This window comes from Mesorhizobium sp. CA10, from assembly GCF_020165285.1.
Classification (GTDB): Bacteria; Pseudomonadota; Alphaproteobacteria; order Rhizobiales; family Rhizobiaceae; genus Mesorhizobium.
In genome coordinates this window covers 131,457-156,466 of sequence record NZ_JAIUHV010000004.1, presented here as the reverse complement: position 1 = coordinate 156,466, position 25,010 = coordinate 131,457, and the positions used below count along the sequence as shown (strand labels likewise).

Genomic DNA, 25,010 nt, shown 5'->3' with positions numbered 1-25,010 from the left:
CGAACGGACGAGGTCAATGCGGCAAGGGATAGAAAGTGTTTCGCCTTGCCTTCTCGTTGTGGGGGGCGGCAAGCTCAACCCTCGGCATATACCGTTTTCGCGGAAGTTTCAGCGGGCGGCAGATATGCGATGGTGAAGCCTGCGGTATGAGGCCGCCGTGGTCGACGCGGACGCCCAAGCACATCCCCAACAATGCGCCCCCAACGGCCGCGTCGACCATGAACGGAAATGGCAATGGCGACCCAGGTCGCCGTTTTTCGACCGACCCGCCTAAGTCAGCCTTGAATCCTGGCGTATTCGGCGACCAGCGGCTCATATTCCTCGAAGGCAGGCAACGTCGCGTAGCTGTGCACGGCCGATGTCGCCGCCCAGGGCAATTTCTCACTTGTCCAGGTTTCGATGAAGGGCGCGAACCAGGCATGGTCGTCGAGCATGGTCGGGCGCAGGTTGACGAACCAGTCGATCCCCTCCGGCCGCGTGAACATCCAGGTCATGCAGTAGCCGCAGAAATAATGTTTCGAGGCGCCATGCAGGCCGCCGACCACCGGTTCGCCCTTCGTCACCTCGAAACCTTCCGAGGGGATCGCCGCGCTCAGCGAATAGGCGCTGGACGACATCGACTGGCAACCCGTGCAATGGCAGGCCATGGTGAGCAGCGGCTTTGCCGAGATTTTCAGGCGCACGCGGCCGCAGCGGCAGCCTCCTTCGGCGGGAAGAGAAAGACTTGGCAAGATGGGCTCCTGAGGTTGGGGGTCTCCCTTCTCCCACAAGGGAAGAAGGGGAAGGCGCGCTCAGCCTTCGATCAACTCCGCCGTCGTCGCCATCCGCACGCCCTGCCCCGCGAAAGCCTTGTTGTGGCGGGCAATGATGTCGGGCGCGTTTTCCTCCAAAGAATCCAGCGTCGAATGCGCGTCCGAAACCACGGTGACGCCAAATCCCTCGGCAAAGGCACCCTTCACGGTGGCGGCGACGCAGAAATCAGTCTGGGCGCCGAGGAGCACGACGTCCTTCGCGCCGTGTCCCGCCACCCATTCAACGAGTTCGGGATTCGAGAAGGCGTTGCCGACGGTCTTGCCGAAGGTCGGTTCGTGGGCGGCCTGACCGAGCAGCGGCCATACCGGCCAACCGGAAGCGCCCGGCGCCAGCGGATCGCCTTCCGGTCCGTCATGGCGGATGAACGCCACTTTGCGGCCGGAACGCCGTGCCCAGTCGATCAGCCGACGGGCACGCTCGGCGATCGTGTCGGCGTCATGGATCGGCGGATCGAACCGACCGTCGAACATGCCGGTCTGCAGGTCGATGACGATCAGCGGCGCGGCGGCGGAGGGGGCTGTGTCTGGCATGGCGCGAAGATAGCGTGGGTGGGGGGCGGGTCAAGGACGAGGCAGGAGCCAACAAGCAGCAACTCGCGCAAACCATTTACAATTTTGAGTTGCATTCAGGATTAATCACAACTAAGATGATCGAGAGATCGGGGGATGACAATGGATGAACAATACACCGTATTCCTGATCGGAGGAGGCACGGGAGGTGACGAGCAGGCGGTGTTCACGCCGCACGATGCGGGGACCCGATGCAGGCTCACCTGCAGCTATCGCAATAAAGTCATCGCTGCTGAAGAAGACGACTATTTCGAAGCCCTATGCCAAATCCGCAATCAGCTCGAAGTGGAAGGACTACTACCCTTTTGTTATGGCGCGAGCGCCAATGTTTTCCCTGAAGGCACCGTGACAGAGATGAGTCGAGGATTGGTGGTCTGCAAAGTGAAAACGGGCGAGCGTCCCAAGAAGAGCGACTTAGTCAATATATTTGACGATGGCTATGACGTGATGCCCGTGTTCGTCTCGATGCAGCAGAAGTTTTGGGATTCGTGGCTCGCCTCCCTGCCCCGATCACAAGACCCGGAGATAGCGAACTCGACGGACGGTGCAACCCACTCCCTCTGGCAGTCTCTAACACTTCGCTTTGCCAAGATGTTGAAATCGCTTTTTCCACTGTCAGGGGGAAGATAAGGCACCTGGCTTCTACGACATCAGCGGCATCGGCCCCTTCAGCGCCTCCGCCAGCGCGTCGCGGAACACCGCGATCGGACGCGCCAGCCTGCCGGCCGGCGGGCGGTGGAGCAGCCAACAGCGCACCTGCGGCTTGAAGCCTGGGCAGTCGACCACCTCGACCGCATCGCGCCATTGGCTGCCGGACAGCGCGCCCGGCGTGACGACGCCGATGCCGTGGCCGCGCGCCACCAGCGACATTCTCAGATCCGCGCCCTGCGCCTCCACGCCGACATGGAACGGCAGCCGCGCCGCCTCGAAGCGATGGCGGATGAAGGCGCGGAAGCCGCAGCCGGTTTCGTTGAGCACCCAAGGGTAGCGCGCAAGATCGTTGAGCTCGGCCGGCTTCGGCACGCCGAGGCCTGGCGAAGCCACCAGCAGCACCGCCTGCACGCCGAGATCGTCGCCGACGAGCTCCGGCGGCGGCGCGACGCCCTCGGCCAGACAGACGGCGACCGCGTCGATCTCGCTGTGCAGCACCTGCTCCACCAGGCGCGGCGACAGGCTGGAGGTGATATTCAGCGTCAATTGCGGGAAGGCCGCGCGAAGACTGTCGAGCGGCTCGGACAGCGCGCTGGTCGACAGATAAGGCATGATGCCGAGGCGGAACTCGCCCCTCACCTCGCCGGCCGGCGAGACGCCCGCCTTCAGATCCTCCAGCGAGCGCAGCAGCCGACGGCCATGCTCATAGGCCTCGCGACCCGATGCGGTGGGTTTGAGCGGCTTCGACTGGCGGTCGAGCAAAGGCGTCGCCAGCCGCTCCTCGAGATTCTGCACCCGGCGCGTCACGCCGGGCTGGGTGAGATTGAGCCTGGCAGAGGCGCCGACGATGGAGCCGGTTTCGACGACGGCGACGAAGGCTTCAAGGTCATGGATGTTCATGCGTATCTCGCATAATCATTATCAAATAATTTCAATTGTAGCATTATGATCAGCGCGAATAAAGTCCTCGCGAGATATGCAAACAGCGAGGCTACCCATGAACGGAACAGACAACGCCCGGATCGCGACGGCCGAGTTCGCCGATCCGTCGCCGCATGCCGGCGGCGGCACGATCACGCGATCCCAGACGCTGCTGTTCGCCGCTTCGGTCGGCATCATCGTCACCAATCTGTTCGCGCCGCAGACGCTGGTCGGGCTGATCGGACCGTCGCTGGGCGCGGCGGCATCGGAAAGCGGCCTAGTGTCGATGGCCACCTGCTCGGCTATGCGGCCGGACTGTTCTTCCTGGTGCCGCTGTCTGACCTGGTCGAGAACCGTGTGCTGGTGCTGCGCATGCTGTGCGCGGCCGCGCTGGCGGCGGCGGTCGCTTCATTCGCGCCGTCGGCCGCCTCGCTGCTTGCCGTGCTGTTCGTGCTTGGGGCGGCCTGTTCCTGCATCCAGGTGCTGGTGCCGGTCGCGGCCTCGATGGCGCCGCCGGGACAGGACGGGCGCGTTATCGGTGACGTGATGAGCGGGCTGATGATCGGCATCCTGCTCTCGCGTCCGATCGCCAGCCTCGTCGCCGACGCCTTCGGTTGGCGCGCCTTCTACGGCATCAGCGCCGCGGCACTTGGGCTGCTCGCCATCCTGCTCGGCCTCGCCTTGCCAAGGCGCAAGCCTCTGGCGCATGCGAGCTATGCGGGGCTCATCGCCTCTCTGGTCGGACTTCTGGGTCAGGAACCGGTGCTGCGGCGGCGTGCCTTCACCGCGAGCCTGGTGATGGCGGCTTTCAGCGTGTTCTGGACGGCGGTGGCGCTACGCCTGTCCGCCTCGCCTTTCGACCTTGGCCAGAAAGGCATTGCGCTGTTCGCATTTGTCGGCGCCGGCGGCGCGGCTGTGACGCCGATCTTCGGCCGCGCCGGCGACCGCGGCTTTACGCGCACCGCCACGATCCTCTGCCATCTCGTGCTGATTGCGGCGCTCGGCCTCGCCGCATGGGCCGGGGCGGCCAAAGCCGGGGCATGGCTGCCGCTCATCCTGATGGGTGTCAGCGCCGTGCTGCTCGATTTCGGCGTCACCGGCGACCAGACGCTGGGCCGCCGTGCGGTTAATCTCCTGCAGCCCAAGGCGCGGGGCCGCATCAACGGGCTGTTCGTCGGCATCTTCTTCATCGGCGGCGCGATCGGCTCGCTGCTTGCCGGCATCGCCTGGACCTGGGGCGGCTGGAACGCGGTGTGCGCGGTTGGAGCGCTGTTCGGGGTGGTGGCGCTGGTGGTGGATTGGACCGAGTAGCTCGATCTTCTCCTCTCCGCTTGTGAAGGAGGAAGCTATCCAATCCCACCCGTCACCCTATACGCCCCGCTGACGCGCCCATCCGGCGACCTCACAATGGCCGTGACGATGGAGCCATAGGCGCCGCGCCAGACGCTGTGGAAGCCTTGATGGGTCGTGGCCGGTACGATCACGCGACCGGTGAATCGGTTAGCGCTGCCTTGCATGGAAACCGGCTCGCCGTTGACGTGGACTTTCACCACCGCCGCGTCGCCGGTCTCCAGCGCGATCGCGATCTCATCGGTGTCGCCGGCGCGGGTCGTCTCAGCCGTGAGCACCAGCGTGAGCAGGGGATCGCCAACACGACTCGACGCGCCCCTGCCCTCGAACACATCATCGGCCAGCGCCGGGGTGCGCGGCGGAACGGTGCGGCGCCTTGTGGAGCGCTCGTAATCACCGGCGATCATCAGCAATGCCACGTCGTCATAAGCCTTGCCAGCGAAGGTGAGGCCGACGGGCATGCCGATATCGGCCATGGTGCCCATCGGCACCGTCACCGTCGGGATGCCGAGATGCCGCCAGACCAGATTGCCGTTGGCGACCCAGGTGCCGTTTCGCCAGGCAAGCCGGGCGGAAGCCTCGTTGATGTCGGCATCGGCCGGACCGACATCGGCGACCGCCGGCAGCACCACGGCGTCGAGCCGGTTGGCATCGAGCCAGTCTTCGAACTCGGCGCGGCGCGTTGCTTCCAGGCCTTTCAGGCCCGCCTCGATGGTGGGAATGTCCGCAAGCGACGCCACCCCGCGCTTCGCTCGCTCGACATACTGCGCCAGCTCGAAATCGGCCTCGCCGTAACGGTCGCGCAACGTGCCCGGCGGCTGCGGGAAGATCTTTGCGCCGTCGACCGAAGCGAGATCGGGGATGGCCGGATCGGCATTGGCGCGCAGGAAATCGTCCCAGGACCAGATGGACAGGTCCCAGATCTCGCGTTCGGCGAATTCCGGCGGCACAAGGCCGCGGTCGACCATCGACAGCGCGCCCGGACGATCGCGCTCGTAGTTGGAGACGACAGGGAAATCGACCTCAACCACTTCGGCGCCGAGTGATTCAAGGTCGCGCGCCGCCTGCCGCCAGAGCTCAAGTACTGAGGCGCCGGTCTCGATCGGGCGGTCGGCGCCTTCGTCCTTGCCGATATACATTCTGGGCACACCGAGCCGCTTGCCGTTGAGTGCGCCTTGCAGAAGAAGCGCAGCATAGCTCGCCGGCCTGAGCTCGGATGCCTTCGGGATATTCACCCAAGGCTGCACGCGCCAGAAATCGCCGCGCGTCTCGTTGTCGTCGGCGACGATCACATCGAGCAGCTCCAGCATGTCGGGGATGGTGCGCGTATGCGGCACCACCACATCCATGGTCGGCACCAAAGGCCAGTTGCCGCGCACCGAGATCACGCCGCGCGAAGGCGTGTAGGCGACCAGCGCGTTGTTGGAGGCAGGCGCGCGCCCGGACGACCACGTTTCTTCGCCGAGCCCGAAGGCGGCGAAACTGGCTGCGGTCGCGGTGCCCGAGCCGTTGGACGAGCCGGAGGCGAAGGCGGCGGTGAGGAAATCCTTGTTATACGGACTTTCGGCGCGGCCATAGACGCCGCGCTGCATGCCGCCATTGGCCATCGGCGGCATGTTGGTGAGGCCGATCAGCACCGCGCCGGCCGCGCGTAGCCGGGCGATGGTGAAGGCGTCTTCCGTAGCGACGAGATGCTCGAAGGCCGGCGAGCCGGCGGCAACCGTCAGGCCCGTCGCCTTGTAGCTATCCTTGGCGGTGTAGGGGATGCCGTCGAGCGATCCGAGCGTCTTGCCCTCGCGCCGGCGCCGGTCGGACGCTTCGGCCTCCTCGAACATCTTCGGGTTGAGGATGGGCACGGCGTTGAGCGCGATGCCGTGGCGGTCGTAATGGGCGATGCGCCGCAGATACGCAGCGACAAGTTCGACGCTGGTGACGGTGCCATTTTCCAGCGCGCGGCGCAGATCGGCGATCGAGGCTTCGACGAGGTGGAGCATGATGGCGAGCGAATTCCCTTACAGAAGCTGCGTTCCGTCACACCCCCTCTGCCCTGCCGGGCATCTACCCCGCAAGGGGGAGATTGGATGTCGCGACGGCTTCGCCAATCGGCGACGCTGCAGAGAGGGCGCCGTCGCAGGAACTGCCAATCTTCCTCCTTGCGGGGAGATGCCCGGCAGGCCAGGGGGGCTGTCCAGCCGGCCTGTCAGGTAATCCAAGGGCGCTATTCATTTTTCCGGACGAATGCCCGCCTCTCGCTCTCGTGCTCTACGCTCGATCCACCAATCATTCTGCCAATCCTCATAGCCGAGAAGCGAGCCCTCCATCCGTTCGAGGGCTTCGTTCCAGCCGGTCTTGGCGGAGACTTTCGATGCCAGCAGATATGCGTCTATTCGCCATTCTTCGCCGGGGAGTGCGAAGAAGGCGCGCCGCCATCTTTCGAACTTTGGGAAGCGGGCGCGCTCGGCCTCGGTGAAGGGCGTGTCGATTATGCGGCGCACCAACCGACCCGAACGGACGAACGGGTCGAAGCGGGCCAGCATTTCCGTCAACCACTCCACCGGATAGGCGTCTTGGAACACCGCCAGAGGCTTGCGACCTTCAAGCATCAGCGGCAGCTCGAAATTCGTGTGAACGAGATACGGTGTCTCGCGGATTGGATGCCAGGGCTCGATGCGATTGAGCCTCGGATCAAGCTCGCGAGGTGGGATGCATATCGCGCCCAGCCTTTGAATATCTCCCGGGTCCAATTCCCATGAGCCTGATAGTTGTGTGTTGCCGCAACGCAGAACCGCGCCAAGCTTTTTCAGGTCCAAGACGCGGATTCGGGCCTCAGCGATAGCCGAACCGGTCGCAGGATCGATCTGCTGCAGAACAAAATAAGTGGATTCGGCAGTGTTGCTCATGCGGCGACGATGGCTGCTCGGAGAGTCCTTGTACAGGTCTCCTTCTGACAGGCGCCGTTCGTGGCGCCCCATCTGCTCTGCCGGGCATTTTTCCCCACTTGGGCGAGATTGGCTGTCGAGGCCGCTTTTCGCCCACCTCCAACGTCACACTCACTCCGGCGCCCCGGCAAACAGCACCGTGCCCTCCCCGCCCGCCGCCGGCCAGTCGCGGATGGCGCGGTCGATGCCGCCGGTCAATAGCGTGCCGTCGGCGGCGAAGGCGACCGAGTACATGGGACCAGTGCCGGGATCGAATTCGGCGATCTCGGCACCGGTATCCATGTTCCATATCCTGGCGGTGCCATCCAGCGAGACGGAGCCGAGGCGCTTGCCGTCGGCCGACAAGGCCAGCGCATAGACCGTGCCGGAATGCCCCTCGAAGCGGCGGACCTCCTTGAAGGGGTCGAGGTCCCAAAGCTTGATCGTGTAATCGCCGCTGCCGGTCACCGCGTGGTGGCCATCGGCCAGGAAGACCGCGCCATAGGCGCCTCGGTCGTGGCCGAGCCAGCTGCGCAACTGCTTGCCCGAAACGATGTCCCAGAGCTTCAGCTCACCGTCGATGCTGCCGGTGAGCGCCCTGGTACCGTCGGGCGAGATGGCGACGGAACTCACCGACCAGTCGTGGCCCGGCAGCACATGCAAGACCGCTCCCTTCCCCAGATCCCAAACGACGACGGAACCGGTGTCGTGACCGCTAACGGCACGCCTGCCGTCCCGGCTTATCTTCAGTTGCCTGACGCCGCCGTTCGCCCCTGAGGAGAAGACGTGCAGCACCGTGCCGTCAGATAGCTGGCGCAGCACGATTTCGCCGTCGTCGCCAGCAGTGAGCACGGTCGTGCCATCGGGCATGAAAAGCGCGCTGCGCGCCATGTCCTTATGCTCACCAAGGTCGCGGATCAGCCGCTTGCCCTCGATATCCCAGAGCTTGATCATGCGGTCGGTGCTGGCGCTCATGATCTGGTGGCCGTCGGCCGACACCGCCAGCCAGACGACGGCGTCGCGGTGGCCTTCCAGCGCGGTCGGCTGGGCCGGAGGCACCGGTGGAGGCGGCGCCACCGTCTGCGGCGGCGTTGCGGGAGCGAGCGCCGTCTGCTGGGTTGGCTGGACCGGCTCTGCCGGCTGGGCAGGCCGCGGCGGCGCGGATTCGGCCGGTGGAGTGGCTGTCGGCGCCGGCTGAACGGGAGCCGCAACCGGCTCGGGCAACGGGGGCTTTGCAGCCTCTTGCTGTGCGGGTACGGGCAAGGCTGGCTCGATACTCGACTCGGGCGTGGTAGGTTTTGCGCTCGCCTCCGGCTCGGGCTTCGGTTCGGGCGGTCGAGGCGCCGGATCTGCCGGCGCGGTGGCGACTTCCTTAGCCTCTTCGCCGCCCGGTTCCTGAGTCCGCCACGGATCGAACTGGTCGGCGACGATGACGACCAGGGCCAACAGCGGCAATGCGAGCGCTGCGCGGCGCAACCGCGGATGGCCGGCCGGCGCGATCTCGGCGTCGCGGCCGAACAAAGGGGCGGCCGGATCGTGCCCGGCGGCGCCCGGCACCAGACCGGCGAGGAAAAGCAGCCCGGCAAGGACCGACAGCACGCCGGCTGCGCCGAAGACTTCCAGGCGCACCGTCGCCGGCGGCCTGCCGCCCAGCGCCGCATAGAGCTTGGCGAAACAGGCAATGCCGACGATCAGCATCGCCAGCGCCAGCAGCCTTTCGGTCGATCTCTTCATCGGTCTCCCCGCATCGCCGCCCGCCGCGTTGCAACCGGTGGCAGCGGGCCGGCCCCGGCATCCTAGCCGAGCTTGCAGCCAAGGCTAAGTGCAAGACGTCACACAGCTTCGCCGGGCGATATCCTTCGCATCCGGTTCCGGCCGGCGCGGTCGCCCCACTATTGGGCGGCGGCTCTATCAGTAGAACGCTATCCCCAGGAACAGAACAGCCCACTGGAGCGGTGATTGACAGAAATTGCTTATGTGAGATTATCCGCCAGGGATTTTCTGAGGAGAGCTATCTTATGAAGAAGACTTATGAGAAGCCTGTGTTGGCCCGCAAGGGCAAGCTTTCGACAGTCGTGGCGGGCTCGCTGCCTACGCCGGGTTGATGAAATAATCGGTACTTTTGTCGGCATTAATTAACGGGGGAAATTTGCAATGAAGAAGATTTACGAGAAGCCGATTCTCGTCCGCAGGGGCAAGCTTTCGGCGGTGGTGGCAAGTCCGTCGCTCGCCATCACCAATGGCGCTACCTGACGATATAATATCAGTGCAGTAGCAGGAATACGCAACGGGGAAGCGCTTGCCCGGGCGTTTGCTTGACGGCAGACGTGCGTATGAGATCATGCGGCGGAATTTTCGGGAGAGCGTGGATGAGGAAGACCTATGTGAGGCCGACGCTGGTCAAGAAGGATAGGCTTTCGGCAATCACCGCTAACGGCGCAGCTTCCGTCGTATTCTGAGCCAAAGGCGCCTTGCACAGGCCTTCAGGCGGCGCGGGTTAGTCTTGCTTGAGAACTCGCAAGAATTGCCGTGCTTTGGCCGGCATATGTCAAAGCGCCACGATCAGATCGTCGAGCACGGCCTGCCAGTGGTGTCTGGTGGAGATGCGGACACGCGTCACCGCCTGCAGCATGGGCGCGTATTGAACCGGTGCTAGCGCCGACAGCGCGATCTCCTCGCTGGCGATCAGTTCCTCCCCCAACCAGCTTTCGACAAGCGCGGTCTCGCCTTCCGAGGCCAGCCAGGCCGCCGTCAGCATCACCGAGTGGAAGCCGAAGGGCGCATCGCGGCCGAACTCGGCCGGATGGCCGCTGCTGGTATAGGCGATGTAGGCGCCCGAGACATTGCCGTTGACATAGCCCTCGCTGTTGGCGGTGTGGTCGCGCGCCATGGCGTTGAGATTGCGCCAGTCGAGCCCGGCATGGCCCGACGGCACCTTGCACAGGCCGCGCGGGGTTATGTCGTCGAAGCAGATGGCGTTGCGCGCAGCGTCGGGCGCGAGCGCGCCGGAGACCAAAAGGCCGAGATCGACCGGGTAAGCCGACAGCTTCAGTCGCCGATCGAGCCCAGAGCCCGCAATGACGATTTCATCGGCGTCGACGCCGAGCGGGAAGCGGAAGGCGGCGTCGGCAGGCAGCGCCCGGTTCTCAAGCAACTGACCTTTGCCCATGACCGACAGCGTGACCCCCGTCGCGACCGGCGTCCTGCCGTTCAACGTCCGCCCCGGCGCTAGGCCGACCGGCTTCGGCAACGCCTCGCCGATGAGGCCGACCATGGATCCGGGGGCATCCGCGATACGCACCGCCTGGTCCTGATTGGCGCTGCTGGCGCGCCAGCCGGACGGCACCGAGACGGAAAAGCGGTAGCTGCCGGGCCGTTGGATCGCCGCGCTGCGGCGCTTCGACGACATCGGGAAATTGGCGAAACCGGCGGCGTTGCTGCGCGCCGAAGCCAGGAAAATGCCGCGCTCGTCATAGAGCCGCACCACGATGCCCGCCATCGGCCGGTCGGCTTGACCATAGGCGCCGTCGCCGTCGACATCCATGTAGACGAAGGACGAGAAGTTGAGCTTGCCGGATGTCGGCGCCCACGCGGCGCGCGGCGCGTAGTCGCCCGCCGGATCGGGATTGCCGCGCGCCCTGCGGCGCTTGCGGCGCCGGCGCAGCGCGATCGCAATGAGAGCGATGGCGCCGGCAAGGACAAGGGCTGAGATAAGCGCGACGAGGGCGGTGTCAGCCATGGCGGAGAGGCGATGGCTGGAGATCGCCGTTCAAGACCGCGTGCATGAAATTGTCCCCCCATCCAAGTTTGCAGCAGATTAGCGTTGGGCATCGATGCCGCAAGTCATTGCGATGGACGAGTCAGGATTGAGATGCTGGCGGGACAGCGCCAGCTTTCCCTTCTCACCTTGCGGGAGAAGGTCAGGTTGCCAACTCCACCCAGACCGGCGCGTGGTCGCTTGGATTGTCCCCTCCCCGCACTTCGCGGTCGATGCCCGCCCCTTTCAGTTTTCGAGCGAGCTTCTTCGACAACAGAATGTGGTCGAGCCTCAGGCCGGCGTCGCGCGGCCAGCGGTTCCGGCGATAGTCCCAGAAAGTGTAGAGCCTCTCCTCCTTGGGAAAAACCTTTCGCAACGCGTCTGTCCAGCCCTGCGCGATCAGCGCGGCGAAGGCGGCGCGGCTTTCCGGTTGCACCAGCGCGTTCTCGTCATAGGAGCGGGTCTCATAGATGTCGCGCGGCTCGGGCACGATGTTGAAGTCGCCGGCGAGCGCCACCGGCAGGCCGGTGTCGAGGAGCTCACCCGCATGCGCGGCGAAGCGGTCGTGCCAAGCGAGCTTATAGTCGAATTTCGGGCCCGGTCGAGGATTGCCGTTCGGCGCGTAGAGGCAGGCGATGACAACGCCGTCGACCGCCGCCTCGATGTAGCGCGCCTGGCGGTCGGCATCGTCGCCGGGCAGCGCATCGCGTGTCAGCACCGGCTCGGCGCCGCGCGCGAGGATCGCGACGCCATTCCAGGTCGGCTCGCCCTTCCACACAGCGCCATAGCCGGCATTGGCGAGCCGGGTCAGCGGAAACTGCGTGTCGCGCGCCTTCAGTTCCTGCAGGCAGACGACGTCGGGCTTTGCGTTGGCGAGCCAAGCCAGCAGGTTGTCCAGCCGGCTGTTGATGTTGTTGATGTTGAAGGTGGCGAGTTTCATCAAGTCTGACGATATTCAGGTGATGCCGGCCTGCAAATGGTGGCTTCCTGCGCTTCCGGTGCTCACGTACGAAAAGTACGCTCCGCTCCGGTTCTCGGAAACCACCATTTTCGACTCGGCCTGACCTGAATCTCGCCAGACTTGGCGGCGTAGTCAGTCCGCCATCCGGATTTTGATCGTCTCCGCCACCGTCTTCAGATGATCACCCGCCGTAAAACCCGAGATCGCCTTGCGTGGTTTTAAATCATGGTCGCCGTCCTCCAGCCAAACCACCTCTATAGCCGAGGAAAGGCCGTAGGTCGCAACTTCTTCTTTGGTGCCGAACTCGTCGCGCGTGCCCTGGAAGATCAGCGTCGGCGTCTTCAGGTCGGCGAGATGTTTTGTCCGCAACTGCTCAGGCTTGCCCGGCGGATGGAAGGGATAGCCGAGACAGACCAGACCGGCGATCTCGCCCTTGGCGAACATCTCGTCGGCGACCATCGAGGCGACGCGGCCGCCCATCGACTTGCCACCTATGATCAGCTTTCCGGTCACGCCCTTGGCGCGCAGATCGGCGATCGCCTTCACATATTCCGGGTTCACCGTCTCGGCGCGCGGCGGCGGCTTGCGATGGCCGTAGCGGCGCGCGGCCATATAGTGGAACTCGAAGCGTGCGACCTGAAAACCGGCGGCCGCGAGCGCCTTGGCGGTGGCGGCCATCGAGGTTGAATCCATCGGCGCGCCGGCGCCATGGGCGAGCAGGATGGTGACGGGGGCGGTGTCGAAGCCGTCGAAGAGGAAGTGGGTCATGGGAGCGCCAATCTCTCCTTCTCCCCTTGTGGGAGAAGGTGGCCGAGCGAAGCTCGGACGGATGAGGGGTGCTCCAGCTTGGCGGATACGCCCTTCAATACTCCTACTTGCGACAAGGTCACCAACGTCTCATTCCTTCCAGCACCCCTCATCCGTCTCGGCGCTGGCGCGCCGATCCACCTTCTCCCACAAGGGGAGAAGGAAAAGGCGCTCACCCCGCCGTCCGCGCCATATGCAGATCCACGAACTGTATGCCCTTCTGCGCAGTCCGCGCCCAATCGGACACCGCATCCAGCTCCAGATATCGCACCCACAGCCGGCGAGCCTCGGCCAGATTGCCCGCATCGAATTCCAGGCGCGCGAGGTTGAACACCGGATCGGCATAGCTCTTGTCGAGCGCAACAGCCTTCTGGAGGTGCCTTCGCGCCGATGCCACCCTGCCCTCGTCGCTCATCAGGCCGGCGAGGTTGAACCAGGCCTCGACGAAACCGGGGTCGAGCTTTATCGCGCGGGCATAATCATGCGCGGCTTCGGTAACCCGGCCGGCACCGCGCAGGCAATTGGCGCGGTTGAAGGCGGCAATCGCATCCTTGGGATCGATCGCCAGGCAACGCTGGTAGAGCGCGGCCGCATCGTCGTGGCGCCCCTCCTCTTCTGCCATCTCGGCCTCGGCGAATAATTCCTCCAGCCTGTCATCCTCGGGTGAACCGAGGTCGAACAAAAGCTGGCCGTCGAGCTCGCTCCTGCCTTCGTCGAGATAGATCGCATCCGGGCGGCCATGCTGCGAGCCGAGATTGAGCGACTTGGCGGTGAGCGAGGCGACCGGGCCCGAGCGATGCACTGAGCGCGCGATCGCGCCCCAAGTGGCGCCGCTGGCGATCAGCCCGGCATATTTGCGCGCCAGGATCAGGTCTCGGAAGGAATAGGGTTCGCCATCATGCTCGAAGGAGTCGAACAGTGACAGCATGTCGAGATCATCACCCGCCAGCCGCGACTGGTCGACGAGCGATTGCCTGGAGAGCGACGAGGCATCGGGCGCCTTCATCAGTCCAAGCAGGCGCAGGAAGCCGTTCTCGCTGATGAGTTGGCGGCCTGCTTCGCGCTCCGCTTTCACGCGGCGCTCGATCTCGGCATCGCCGGATTTCGCCGCCTTGGCGAGAAGCGCGCGGCCGAACACGACGTGCGTGGTGCGGCGCGTGACGCCGCGCCTCAGCTCCGCATGGCGGCGCCCGACCTCGCGGGCAGCGAGCCGCAATGGAAAGGCGGCCAGCGCGCCGACGACGCCGAAGACGGCGCCGGGAACGATCACTGGCCCAGCATTTCCCGTCACTTCTTGCTCTTGCCGACGGCCTTCAACAGGTTCGCCTTCAGCGGGTTCTCAGGCGCACCGCCCGCGGCCGCCTTCTTGGACGGCTTCGCCGGCGCTTCCTCGCCCTTGCTCTTCGACTTGGCCGGGGGTTTCGCCTGCTGCGACAGGCTCGCCTTCAGCGCATCCATCAGGTTGATGACGTTGCCCCGCTCGGGCGCAGCCGCGATGATCGGCTTGTGGCCCTTCAGCTTCTCGCGAATCATCGCCATCAGCGCCACCTCATAGCGATCCTCATAATTCTTCGGATCGAAATGGGTCTGCTTCTGCTTGATCAGCGCCTCGGCCAGCTGCAGCATTTCGGGATCCGGCTTGGCATCCGGGATGTTTCCAAAATATTCAGCTGTGCCGCGCACTTCGTTGGGGTTTCTCAAGGTGCAGACGAACATGCCGTTCTCGCGCGGGCCGATCGTCACCACGCGCTCGCGGCTGGAGAGCACCAGGCGCGCGATGGCGAGCTTGCCGGACTTGCGCATCGCTTCCCTCAGCACCGCGAAGGTTTCCTCCGCCATGGCGCCGTCGGGCGCGAGATAATAGGGCGAGTCCTGGTAGATGACGTCGACCTCGTCCTCGTCGACGAAGGCCTCGATGTTCATCGTGTGGTTGGATTCGATCCGGACCGCGTCGAGGTCGGCATCATCGATGATGATGTACTGCTTGTCCTCATATTCGTAGCCGCGCACCAGGTCCGAACGCTCGACAAGGCCAAGCTCGGGATCGACCGGTTTCATGTTGATGCGGTTGTGCGTCTTCTTGTGCAGCTGATTGAACGAAATGCGCTCGCTCGCGCTGGTGGCCGGGTAAAGCCGGACCGGACAGCTGACGAGGCTGAGCTTGAGGTAACCTTTCCAACTTGCCCTGGGCGCCATGATGAACTCCTACGCGGCCATGCACTGACACTATGTTGGAGCATGGTCTTGTCCAAAACCGGTTCCGGCCTTTTTAGGACCATGCTCTTTGCAGCGCTTCGTCCGTAGGACGATCAGCGCCGTGGAAATTCTACACCGACCCCTGATTGTACTGCCGAATTCCTGACGAAGTGTTTTCTGGGGCGGTTGGCGCGGAGAATAGTTCAAATTGTAGCAAGCGTCGATGCCCTGACGCCGTTCCTCGCCCCCGCGGAGGCGGGGGAGAGGTGGCTCGGCGAAGCCGAGACGGAGAGGGGGAATGGCGCGGAGCTGAATATCTTTTGGCGCCTCGATCACATACGTTGGCGCTGCCCCCTCTCCGGCCGCTACGCGGCCACCTCTCCCCCACTTTGTGGGGGCGAGGAACTAGCGCTCAACCACCGGCAAATCCCGCGCCGCCTCGTCGATCTCCGCCCAGGGATCACCAGATGTCTCCAACAGCCCCGGCAGCGAGGCGTAATTCAGGTCCTCCGGCGCGTCGATCGTCTCCAGGTCGGTCCAACTCACCGGCGTCGAGGCCGGCAGATTGGTGCGGGCGCGCAGCGAATAGGGCGCGGCGGAGGTGTGACCGCGGGCGTTGCGGTGGAAGTCGATGAAGATGCGCTTCTTGCGGTTTTCCTTGCCCATCGTGGTGGTGAAGGTGTCGGGCGCGCTTGCCGCCAGCAAAGTCGAAATCGCGCTCGAAGCCTGGTGCAGCTTCTTCCAGTTCTGCTTGCGCGTCACCGGTACGGTGATGTGGATGCCCTTGCCGCCAGAGGTTTTGGCGAATGGGACCAGTCCCAGGCTCTCCAGCCCGCCCTTGATGTGGACCGCGGCTTCAACCACCTCGCGCCAGGAAATCCCCTCGCCCGGGTCGAGGTCGAAGACGATCTGGTCGGGCTTGTCGAGTTTTGACCGGTGCGTGCCCCAGGTGTGGAATTCCACCACGCCGAATTGCGCCAGCGCCAGATAGCCCTTGGCGTCCTCGACCGAGAGATATGTTTTTGTCTCGCCTTCCGAATTGATCGACTCGAACACGGCAACCGAAGGCGGCATGCCGGTGAAGGCGTGGCGCTGGAAGAAGCAGTCCTGCGGCTTGCCGGTCGGGCAGCGCACCAACGACACCGGTCGGCCGATAATATGCGGCAGCATGAAATCGCCGACCAGCGCGTAATACACCGCGATGTCGAGTTTTGTTGGCCCGGTCCTACCGAACAGCCGCCGCTCCGGATTGGTGACCCAGATGGTGGCGAGGTCGGATTCGGCGATTAGCCGTTTGCGCTTGACCGGCACCGGCGTGGTCAGCCCGCAGATATCGCGCAACCCGCGGAAGACGCCGTGCCGGATCGCATTGTCGGCGGTGCGGTTCGAATAGCGGACGCGTGCCGACAGCAGCGGCTTCACCCAATGCATCTCGCGCATGATCTCGCGCGGCACGCCTTCGGGCGGGGTCGCGCCGGCGGTTAGCCGCTCCAGACGGGCGAGCAGGTCCGCCGCCATATCTGCGTCGAAACCGGTGCCGACCTTGCCGCGATAGTGCAGTTCACCATTTTCGAACTCAGCCATGCCGAGCGCCGCCAGCCCTTCCGCCTGGTCGGAGACGGTATAGCCGGCGATGACGAAATCATCCGTCTTCTGCGCCTTGGCCTTGGTCCAGTTCTTGGTGCGGCCGCTCTGGTAGATCGCGTCGGCGCGCTTGGAGACGACACCTTCCAGCCCAAGGTCCGAAGCCTGATCGTACAGGCCCTGGCCGTCGCCCTCGACATGATCGCTGTACTGGATGGCGGAATTGGCGGGCTGACCGGCGAGCAGTTCGGCGAGCAGGGCTTTGCGCTTCTGCAGCGGCACCTTGCGCAGATCCCAGCCGTCGAGATGGAGCAGGTCGAAGGCGTAGAAATGCAATTTGGAACCGGCGCCCTCGGCAAGCGCGTCCTGCAGCAGCGTGAAGCGGGAGATGCCCTTTTCGTCGAGCACCATGATCTCGCCGTCGATGATCGCTTGGGCGATCGGCAGCCGCGAAAAGGCCTGCGGCAGATCGCCATAGCGTTTCGTCCAGTCGATGCCGCCGCGGGTGATCAACCGCACCTCGCCGCCCACGACATGTGCCATGGTACGGTAGCCGTCGAACTTTATCTCATGCAACCAGAGCTCGCCCGTGTCCTCGGCAACGCTCGTGCCGCCCGGCGGCTTAGGCACCTGGCTGGCGAGTTGCGGCTCGATGCGGGCGGGTGGCTCGGCCCTAACCGCGCCGGGCAGCGCGCCCGGTTTGAGCGAGCCGGCTTTCGGCGGCAGGCGCTCGCGCTTCCTCGGCGGCGCCGCCAGTTCCTCGATACGGCGGCCGGTCTTCACGCTTTCCGGGCGCGCCTCGAGGATGTCGAGCTTTGTATCGGAGGCGAGGTCACGCTCTTTGAAGAGCAGCCAGTTCTTCTTGTTCTCGTCCTCGCCGGGCTTCGGCTTCAGCCGGGTCAGCATCCAGCCGCCATTGAGTTTTTGTCCTGCCAGCCGGAACTTGAAGGCGCCGGTCCTGAGGCTTTTCTCGACATCCTCCATTGGCGCCCAGGTACCCGTGTCCCAAACGATCATCGGCCCGCCGCCATATTCGCCCTCGGGGATGACGCCCTCGAAATCGATATATTCGATCGGATGGTCCTCGGTCTCGACGGCGAGGCGCTTGTCGGCCGGATTGAGCGAAGGCCCGCGCGGCACCGCCCAGCTTTTGAGCACGCCGCTGACTTCCAGGCGCAGATCGTAATGGTCGGCGGTGGCGTGGTGCTTGTGCACGACGAAGCGGTTGCCGGCACCCGCGGACAGGGTGCCTGCCGGTTCGGGGGTGCGGGAGAATTCGCGCTTGGCGCGGTAGGGTTTGAGGTTGGCGGGCATGGGTTAGACGGCGAAGGGCGGAATGGAATGCGGCGAAGGCCGAGTTCCTTCGCGCCCCCCTCTGTCCTGCCGGACATCTCCCCCACAAGGGGGGAGATCAGCAGCTTCGTCGGCACCGCTTTTCCTGCAATGTGGGCGATTGGCGAAAGCCGGCGCGACATCCAATCTCCCCCCTCGTGGGGGAGATGTCCGGCAGGACAGAGAGGGGTGCTGTCCCGCCAGCATCTCGGATTTTCCTACATTGATGCGGAGCAAGGGATTTGGATCAATCGTCAACAGCCGGCGTCAGTTCCAACTCGGCGGGCGAAAGCCCTTGCCTCAGTTGCGAAAGCCGGAACTCGTCGACCCAGTAGGCCTCGCCGTCGACCAGCACGCGGGCGCTGTAGGAGCCGCCGGAAAAGCGCTGCGCGGTGACATAGACCTTATGGCGCTCAAGCGCGGTCTTCACCGCGGCGCGGCGGGACTTTTCTCTGGCGACGGGACTGGCCATGGCCTCACTCGAGCACGCTGCCGCTCCGATAGCGGCTGCCCATAAGGATGGCGGAGAGCGGGATGTGAGTCAATTTGCCGGGTGAAGGCGGCCCATTCACCGCCCCGCACGCAGCCGCCGCCAGCGCTGCATCGCCTCCTGCGCGACCTTGAACAGGCGCGGGTTGGCGCGCACGAAAGCCACGCCCCGGCCACGGTATTTGATGGCCTCGCTCGCCGCCATGCCCTTCGGCGTGATGCCGTAGCAAAGTTCGGACAGAACCGACTTCACCGCGCCCATATGTTCCTTGTAGCTCTGGTTGCCGACCGACAGGTCGAAATAGTCGAACCCCTGCCCGCGCCCCCATCTGATCAGCTCGCCCATGATGCAAAGTCCCGGCGAGACATTGGGAACTGCACCCTGGTCGATCGCGACCAGCAGCGCGTGCAGGGTGCCCAGATGGACCGCCAGATATTGGACCGCGACCATCACGTCGCCGGCGCGCAGGCCAAAGATCCGCACCGACCCGTCGGTCAGGCCGCGATGCGCGGCCTTGCGGTAGAAATCGACGACCGGCGGCTGCGCCAGCAGATCGAAGCGGCCGAGCTCGCGAAAACGGCTAAGCCGCATCTCGACCAGCTTGTCGAAGGTGGAATCCACCAGGGTTGGCGTGTCGGCCTCGACCAGGGCCAGGCCGCCATTGCGATCGAGCCGGCGCAGGTCCTTGTTGAGCGCCTTGACGAAGGACGGGCGACAGATGCGCTTGACGACGGTTTCGGCATCGCCATCCATGGCGATGCCGTAGTGGGAATGTATGGAATCGCGCGCCGGAGAAAGCAGCGCCAGGGGATTGGCGATGCCGCCGATCTGTTTCGGGATACCGACGATGTGGATGCGGTCGGCCGGCGGCAGCACGGCAAGCACCGCCGCCCATGCGGCCTCGGCTGATTGCCTGGTCCAGGGCGTCGCGTCGGCGAGCAACGGCGCGGAATAATCGCACACCCCGCAGCTCAGCCACTCGATCACCCAATGCTGGAATGCGCGGCGCCGCATCAACGGCACCAGCATCCTCGGCTCGCACGTGGCGGCGTCCCTCACCTCGACGATGGCGAGATCGGCTTTTGGCGGCACAAGCCCTTCGACGATCACTTCGGCCCAGGCAAAATGCTGGTGGCCGGTGCACACGCCCTCTGTCTCGAGACGCCGCCAGAGCGGTTTGACCGCTTCGAGGCTGGTGTGCAGCTGCGCCACATAAGCGCCGCCGGTGGCGTGCACTGCAGCCTCGTCACCGGCCAAGCCGGTCGTCATCGCGGCCATCGGCATTGCCTGGCTTGCCACATCATTCTCCTATCGTCTCTGCACTGCCAGCGTGGCCGCGCGGCGCCAGGCGCCGAACACGCTGGGGCGCTGCTCGTTCGGGTGCTTGGAGTTCCACATACGGTGAGCAGCGAAATACCATGAGGCCACTAGCACGAAGATCTCGGAGACCGCGGCTCCGGCCAGCGACCATGTCGACGGGGCGACGGCCAACAGAATCCCGATCGCCGCCAGCCCGATAATCGCGCCGGCCATGGTGATGAAGGCGACGATGCGGAAATCGCCAAGGATCTCGAGGACCACGCGCGGCATGATATAGGCCATGATCGGCACGAAGTTGGCGATGGCGAAAAGCCCGATCAACCCGACCGAGGCATGCTGCAGCGCCTGGGATTTAATCATCGGCAGGATGAACAGGATGCCGCAACCATAGGCCAGGCTGCCGAGCCCCATGACGAGCGCCCAGATCTTGGCCTGCGTCCACACGCGGTCGAACTCCTTGTTGCGCACCAGCTTTGCGAGTTCCGGCTGGGTCATGTTGGAGAAGGCAAGGCTGGAGATGCGCAGCGGCGCAAACAGCACCAGCACCGCCGCCAGCGGCGCATAGGCCGCGGGTCCGGCGATGCCGGCGACCAGCAGGGCCAGGCATTGTCCCTGGATGTTGGTGGTTGTGGCGCTGAACCCCGACCAGCGAAGCTGCGGCCAGAGCTTTGCATAGCGCCGCAAGGTCGGCGCACGAAAGGAGATACGCAGCCTGCGGCGCGCCAGTCTCACCAGCACGGCGATGCCGACCACATTGGCCACGGCAAGCGCATAGAAGGTGACCTGAAGCGCGTCCGCAAAGAACCAGATCGCCGCTCCTGCGAGCACTATGCCCGCGATCGTGAACGCGGCGTCGCTGATGGAGACGACGAGCTGCATGCGGCGCGCGAAGAAGGCGGTGCGCATATGGCTGCGCAGCGACCAGGCCCCGACGAAGCAGGCGGCGCCGATGCCGCTCGGGTCGCCCAGGAGGCGCATCAGCAGCCCGGTGCCCAATCCCATCAGCAGCGCCACCACAAGCGCCGCCGATCCGAAGGTCACGTCGTAGGCGTCGACGCCGGCGCTGTTGGCGCTTTTGCTCATCCATATGGTGGCGGGAACGGCGGTGAGCGAGCGGATATAGGACAAGCCGACGCCGCCCATCACCATGGCCAGCGCGAAGAGCCCATAACCTTCGGCCGACAAAAGATGCAGCAGCGCGATGTTCAGGGCGAAATGGAAACCGCTCTGCATCGCCTCGCCGCCGATCATCAACATGAGGCGCCGCACCAGATGGGCCGGGAAGGTGAACTTCACGGGCTCGTCTCCGCCTCGCGGGCGACACGCGCCCGCCCCTGCCGCGGCGGCGTCGCCTTCAGCTTGTCGGCCACGATCGCCAGGATCGCGGCGGCGGCGATCGGCTCGCTGAAGAGCGCCTCGTAGCGCGCGCGACCGGCAGCGGCGAAGCCGCGCCACAGATCCGGCCGCAGGATGATCTCGCTGAGCTTGCCGGCGAGGGCGGCCGCGTCGCCCGGCGGCACATGCCAGCCGGTCTCGCCGTCGGCCACCACTTCCACCAGTCCGCCGATCGCCGAGACCAGCGGCGGCCGTCCCCAGCCCATCGCCTCGATGGCCACGCGGCCGAGCGATTCCGGGCGGCGCGACGGCACCGCGACGATGTCGGCCCAGCGATAATGGTTAGTTGGGTCGGAGACGAAAGGCAGCACCTCGACATGCCCTGTCAGGCCCATGCGCCCAACCAACTCGGCCAACGCCTGCTCGCGCTCGACGCTTTCGAAGGCGCCACCGACGAGGCGGACCTCGACACGGTCGCGCAACTCGGCGGGGAGCGAGGCGACGGCTTCGAGCAGCACCTCCTGCCCCTTTATGCGGTTGACGCGGCCAAGCAGCAGGACCTTGAGCGGCCGGTTGCCGTCATAAGTCATCGGCAGTGCCGCGACGGGACCGGCAACGCCGTTATAGACGACATGCGTGCGCCGCCCCTTGGCATCGAGGGCCGGCGGATCGCCGAAGGTGGCGCGCGTTGCGCGCGAGTTGAAGATCAGATCCGCCTTGCTCCAGCGCATCAGCGCGACAAGCACCTTGCGCAGGATGCCCTCGGGAATCTCATGGATGTGCAGCAGCGCCTTGCGCGGCAGGAGACGCGCGGCCAGCGCATAGTCGGCGATGATCGAGGTGTTGATGTAGGTCAGGTCGCTGCCCCGCATGCGCCGCCAGGCGCGCCAGAGCGCCGTCGGCAACCGCGCCATCTCGACGGTGGCGAGCTTGAGCATCGCCTGGCGCCTGAGCACCCAGAGCGGCTCGAACACGATGCGGCTGGCATGCGGCTTGAGGATATCGACAATCGGTCCCTCGCGCGGCAGCACGATCTCGATCTCGGCGGCCGGAAACGCGGCGCGCAGCGCAGCCACGCTCTCCGCGAAGCTGCGGTCCGAACCATAGAGCTCGTAGCCCTGATGAACGCAGGCTATGCGCATTGCTATCTTTCCACCTTGCACCCCGAGTCCGCTCAGCACCGGACCTTTCAAGCGCGGAAGGAACTTCATGCCAAATCCGCACGCCGCTCTACCCGGCGATGGCCACTGCAGGCCGGGAGCAAGGATCGTGCCGGGTCTCGAATGTCCGGCCGCGACGCAGGAACCCCAGCCGTGCCCCATATCGATACAGATACGTCGCGAAAGTTGACCGATGATGAAGCAAGCCATGTAGCTTGAAGAGAAATTTTACACCTTCATGTGAATATTCGCCCTTGGGGGTACCCTGGCACGGAAGTTGCTGGGCGTGTCATTGCCGTAACAACAACTATGACCGGACCCTGGGGATTCCTTTATTTTGAAACCGGAACGACCTTCCACCCTGATCGAAAAGCCTTCGATCCTGATCCTGGGGACGCGCGGCATTCCGGCTTCTCACGGCGGCTTTGAAACCTTCGCCGAGCGGCTGGCACTTTTCCTGGCCGGACGCGGCTGGAAGGTCGGCGTCTACTGCCAAAAGGAGGTCGGGCGCGTCGGGCAAAGGGTGACGAGCGAGACCTGGCGCGGGATAGAGCTCATCACCATCGAGGTGGCCTCCAAGGGTCCCCGCGCGACACTGGAATTCGACTGGCAATGCGTGCTCAACGCCGCCAGGCGGCCGGGCGTGTGCCTGGTGCTCGGCTACAATGGCGCGGTGTTCCTGACCTGGCTCAGGCTCATGCGGCGCAAGATCATCACCAATATGGACGGCATCGAGTGGCGGCGGCCGAAATGGGGGCCGGCGGCGCGCAGCTGGTTCTGGCTCAATGAATGGATCGCCGCCTGGGTCTCGCATCGGCTCATCGCCGATCACCCGGCGATCGCCGACCATCTGGCAACAAGGCGGCCGCGCGGCTCCATCGCCACGATCGCCTATGGCGCGGACCCGGTGACCTCAGCGCCGGAAGAACCCGTTCGCGCGCTCGGGCTCGAGCCAGGCAAATATCTGGTCTCGATCGCGCGGATCGAACCCGACAACAACATCCTGCCGATCATCGAAGCCTTCCGCAGCCGCGATCGCGGCGACATGAAGCTGGTGGTGCTCGGCACGCTCAACGACGACATTCCCTACCACCGCGCCGTGCGCGCGGCGGCAGGCAGCACGGTGATCATGCCCGGCGCGATCTACGATCAGGCGACGGTGCAGGCGCTGCGCTACCACGCGCGCGCCTATATGCACGGCCACACAGTGGGCGGCACCAATCCCTCGCTGGTCGAGGCGCTTGCCGCCGGCAACATGGTGATCGCGCATGACAACCGCTACAATCGCTGGGTCGCCGGCGAGGCGGCGATCTACTTCAGCGATGCCGACAGCCTGAGCCAGCGGATCGACGAGGCGCTGGCCGACGACGCGCTGGTGGCGCGCTGCAGCAAGGCGGCGCGAACGCGGGCCCGCGAGGCTTTCCGCTGGGAAGACGTGCTCATTGCCTACGAGAAGGAAGCGCTGCGGCAACTCGGCGTCACCACCGCCGCGCCGGCGAAAGCCGACCGCGCCAAGCACGCATGACCGGTTGGTCGCGCCGCCGGTTCCTCTGCGCGACGCTGGTCGCGGCAATAGCGCCGCTGGCGAGCGCGCTTCCGCCACTGTCATCTCCAGCGCGTGCCGCTGGCGCATGGCCTTTCAGGCGCGGCGTCAATACCTGGCCCTGGTTTGCGCTGACGCGCGAATTTCCTGCACCCCGCACCGACTATGACTGGCCGCCTTTCCAGTCGCAGCGGCCGGTGCCGACGCCAGCCGACCTTGCCCGCCTGCGCGCCAGCGGGCTCGACTTCATCCGCCTGCCTGTCGATCCGGGGCCGTTCCTGGCCGCCGACGCGGGCCAGCGCGCCGACCTCATGGCGATGCTGAGCGCGGCGGTCGAGGCAGCGCTCAGCGCCGATCTCGGCGTCATCGTCAATATACAAGCCAACGGCGCCACGCATTACTGGAATCCCGACCGCATGTATTCCAGCACCGCGGCGCCGGAATTCGCGCGCTACCAGGTCTTTGTCGGCGAAGTGGCCGGCATGCTGGACGATATGGCGCCCGGCAGGATAGCGCTGGAGCCGATCAACGAGCCGCCGCAGGATTGCTCCTCCGGGCTGTGGCCCAAGGTGCAGGCGGCTCTGCTGAGCGCGGCTCGGGTCTCGGCGCGCAACCTGCCGCTACTCGCCACCGGCGGCTGCGGCTCGATGGTGCGGGGCCTCGCCGCGCTCGATCCGGCGCCGCTGGCGGCCTTCGAGCCGATCCTGTTCACCTTCCACTTCTACGAGCCCTACCTGTTCAGCCATCAAGGCGCGCCGTGGATGCGCGAGCCGGTCTACCGGGCGCTGAACAATGTGCCGTGGCCAGCCTCCGCCGGGACGCTGGAAAGAACGCTGGCCTCTGTCAGGACAAGGATGGCGCAGGATTCCGAGAGGTCCGACGAAGCCAAGAAGGCCGCCTATGCCGAGACAGAGAAGGTGCTAAAGGTCTATTTCGATGCGCAGCCCGACCGCCGCTTCATCGACCGCTACCTCAAGCAGGTGAGTGACTGGGCGCAGACCCATCGCATCGCGCGCGAGCGCATCATCATGGGCGAGTTCGGCGCGTTGCGAACCGATGCACGATACACAGCCGCGCCCAACCCGGACCGCGCCCGCTACATCGGCGATGTCCGGCAGAGCGCCGAGGCATTCGGCTTTCCCTGGGCATTCTGGGACCTGTTCGACGGCATGGGCATGATGGACGACACCACGCGCGCGCTCGATCCCGCGATGGTCGAGGCGCTCGGGCTGAGGATGCCGCGCGCTTGACTTGCTGAATCACCAAACCGCCCTAAGGGTTTGGTTTCCATCTGGCGGCGAAT

23 protein-coding genes are annotated in these 25,010 nt (G+C 65.1%); 6 read left to right on the top strand and 17 right to left on the bottom strand.

The features are described from left to right. Positions 1-275: 275 nt before the first annotated feature. Positions 276-731, bottom strand: coding sequence for a GFA family protein (locus tag LB535_RS10965; RefSeq protein WP_224632184.1), 456 nt, complete (start codon positions 729-731; stop codon positions 276-278). Between the two features lie 60 nt (positions 732-791). Next, complete coding sequence (locus LB535_RS10960; RefSeq protein ID WP_224632183.1) at positions 792-1,343, bottom strand: isochorismatase family protein; 552 nt, start codon at positions 1,341-1,343, stop codon at positions 792-794. Positions 1,344-1,484: 141 nt separating this feature from the next. Here LB535_RS10960 and LB535_RS10955 point away from each other — a divergent pair, with 141 nt between their 5' ends. Continuing rightward, on the top strand, positions 1,485-2,012 hold the full coding sequence (locus LB535_RS10955; RefSeq protein ID WP_224544605.1) for a hypothetical protein: 528 nt from the start codon (positions 1,485-1,487) through the stop codon (positions 2,010-2,012). Between the two features lie 12 nt (positions 2,013-2,024). On the opposite strand, the gene LB535_RS10950 is transcribed toward LB535_RS10955, so the two are convergent. Both LB535_RS10950 and LB535_RS10945 read right to left on the bottom strand, forming a co-directional pair. Continuing rightward, positions 2,025-2,933: a LysR family transcriptional regulator gene (locus LB535_RS10950; protein ID WP_224601387.1), complete on the bottom strand. Its 909-nt coding sequence runs from the start codon at positions 2,931-2,933 to the stop codon at positions 2,025-2,027. Between the two features lie 21 nt (positions 2,934-2,954). Further along, positions 2,955-3,248: a hypothetical protein gene (locus LB535_RS10945; protein WP_224632381.1), complete on the bottom strand. Its 294-nt coding sequence runs from the start codon at positions 3,246-3,248 to the stop codon at positions 2,955-2,957. 33 nt (positions 3,249-3,281) lie between these two features. On the opposite strand from LB535_RS10945, the gene LB535_RS10940 reads away from it, so the two are divergent. Then, positions 3,282-4,265, top strand: coding sequence for an MFS transporter (locus LB535_RS10940; RefSeq protein ID WP_318012283.1), 984 nt, complete (start codon positions 3,282-3,284; stop codon positions 4,263-4,265). A gap of 35 nt (positions 4,266-4,300) precedes the next feature. Here the strand turns inward: LB535_RS10940 and LB535_RS10935 are convergent, their stop codons facing one another. From LB535_RS10935 to LB535_RS10925, 3 genes are all read right to left on the bottom strand, one after another. Further along, positions 4,301-6,298 carry an amidase gene (locus LB535_RS10935; protein ID WP_224632182.1) on the bottom strand — a complete coding sequence of 666 codons (1,998 nt, stop codon included), beginning with the start codon at positions 6,296-6,298 and terminating at the stop codon, positions 4,301-4,303. 228 nt (positions 6,299-6,526) lie between these two features. Continuing rightward, positions 6,527-7,204: a hypothetical protein gene (locus tag LB535_RS10930; RefSeq protein ID WP_224632181.1), complete on the bottom strand. Its 678-nt coding sequence runs from the start codon at positions 7,202-7,204 to the stop codon at positions 6,527-6,529. Positions 7,205-7,354: 150 nt separating this feature from the next. Then, on the bottom strand, positions 7,355-8,956 hold the full coding sequence (locus tag LB535_RS10925) for a WD40 repeat domain-containing protein (RefSeq protein ID WP_224632180.1): 1,602 nt from the start codon (positions 8,954-8,956) through the stop codon (positions 7,355-7,357). A gap of 420 nt (positions 8,957-9,376) precedes the next feature. Between LB535_RS10925 and LB535_RS10920 the strand changes: the two genes are divergently transcribed. Next, positions 9,377-9,475: a putative RiPP precursor gene (locus LB535_RS10920; RefSeq protein ID WP_224632179.1), complete on the top strand. Its 99-nt coding sequence runs from the start codon at positions 9,377-9,379 to the stop codon at positions 9,473-9,475. A gap of 116 nt (positions 9,476-9,591) precedes the next feature. Then, positions 9,592-9,681, top strand: a complete 90-nt coding sequence (locus tag LB535_RS10915) for a hypothetical protein (RefSeq protein WP_095768352.1) — start codon at positions 9,592-9,594, stop codon at positions 9,679-9,681. A gap of 89 nt (positions 9,682-9,770) precedes the next feature. Here LB535_RS10915 and LB535_RS10910 read toward each other — a convergent pair whose 3' ends face one another. The 10 genes from LB535_RS10910 to LB535_RS10865 form a co-directional block, all read right to left on the bottom strand. Further along, entirely contained in the window at positions 9,771-10,961 is a 1,191-nt protein-coding gene (locus tag LB535_RS10910) for a hypothetical protein (RefSeq protein WP_224632178.1), read from the bottom strand. A 181-nt stretch (positions 10,962-11,142) separates the two neighbouring features. After that, positions 11,143-11,919 carry an exodeoxyribonuclease III gene (locus tag LB535_RS10905; RefSeq protein ID WP_224632177.1) on the bottom strand — a complete coding sequence of 259 codons (777 nt, stop codon included), beginning with the start codon at positions 11,917-11,919 and terminating at the stop codon, positions 11,143-11,145. 153 nt (positions 11,920-12,072) lie between these two features. Next, entirely contained in the window at positions 12,073-12,708 is a 636-nt protein-coding gene (locus LB535_RS10900; protein WP_224632176.1) for an alpha/beta fold hydrolase, read from the bottom strand. A gap of 211 nt (positions 12,709-12,919) precedes the next feature. After that, positions 12,920-14,017 carry a tetratricopeptide repeat protein gene (locus tag LB535_RS10895; RefSeq protein WP_411969563.1) on the bottom strand — a complete coding sequence of 366 codons (1,098 nt, stop codon included), beginning with the start codon at positions 14,015-14,017 and terminating at the stop codon, positions 12,920-12,922. A 17-nt stretch (positions 14,018-14,034) separates the two neighbouring features. Beyond that, positions 14,035-14,943: a Ku protein gene (locus LB535_RS10890; protein ID WP_224632174.1), complete on the bottom strand. Its 909-nt coding sequence runs from the start codon at positions 14,941-14,943 to the stop codon at positions 14,035-14,037. Between the two features lie 405 nt (positions 14,944-15,348). Then, positions 15,349-17,841 (bottom strand): DNA ligase D, encoded by a 2,493-nt coding sequence (gene ligD / locus LB535_RS10885; protein ID WP_224632173.1) that lies wholly within the window; start codon positions 17,839-17,841, stop codon positions 15,349-15,351. A 265-nt stretch (positions 17,842-18,106) separates the two neighbouring features. Further along, positions 18,107-18,331, bottom strand: coding sequence for a hypothetical protein (locus LB535_RS10880; RefSeq protein ID WP_140544568.1), 225 nt, complete (start codon positions 18,329-18,331; stop codon positions 18,107-18,109). A 96-nt stretch (positions 18,332-18,427) separates the two neighbouring features. Then, complete coding sequence (locus tag LB535_RS10875) at positions 18,428-19,648, bottom strand: GNAT family N-acetyltransferase (RefSeq protein ID WP_224632172.1); 1,221 nt, start codon at positions 19,646-19,648, stop codon at positions 18,428-18,430. A gap of 9 nt (positions 19,649-19,657) precedes the next feature. Beyond that, positions 19,658-20,965, bottom strand: a complete 1,308-nt coding sequence (locus LB535_RS10870; protein WP_095768344.1) for a hypothetical protein — start codon at positions 20,963-20,965, stop codon at positions 19,658-19,660. Further along, entirely contained in the window at positions 20,962-22,146 is a 1,185-nt protein-coding gene (locus LB535_RS10865) for a glycosyltransferase family 4 protein (protein ID WP_224632171.1), read from the bottom strand. Before LB535_RS10865 ends, LB535_RS10870 begins: the two co-directional genes overlap by 4 nt. Before the next feature lie 355 nt (positions 22,147-22,501). Here LB535_RS10865 and LB535_RS10860 point away from each other — a divergent pair, with 355 nt between their 5' ends. Together LB535_RS10860 and LB535_RS10855 are read left to right on the top strand one after the other, a co-directional pair. After that, the gene (locus tag LB535_RS10860) at positions 22,502-23,689 is read left to right on the top strand and encodes a DUF1972 domain-containing protein (RefSeq protein ID WP_224632170.1); all 1,188 of its coding nucleotides are present in this window, start codon (positions 22,502-22,504) and stop codon (positions 23,687-23,689) included. Further along, positions 23,686-24,957 (top strand): glycoside hydrolase family 5 protein, encoded by a 1,272-nt coding sequence (locus LB535_RS10855; protein WP_224632169.1) that lies wholly within the window; start codon positions 23,686-23,688, stop codon positions 24,955-24,957. The genes LB535_RS10860 and LB535_RS10855 overlap by 4 nt, the downstream gene beginning before the upstream one ends. Positions 24,958-25,010 lie beyond the last annotated feature (53 nt).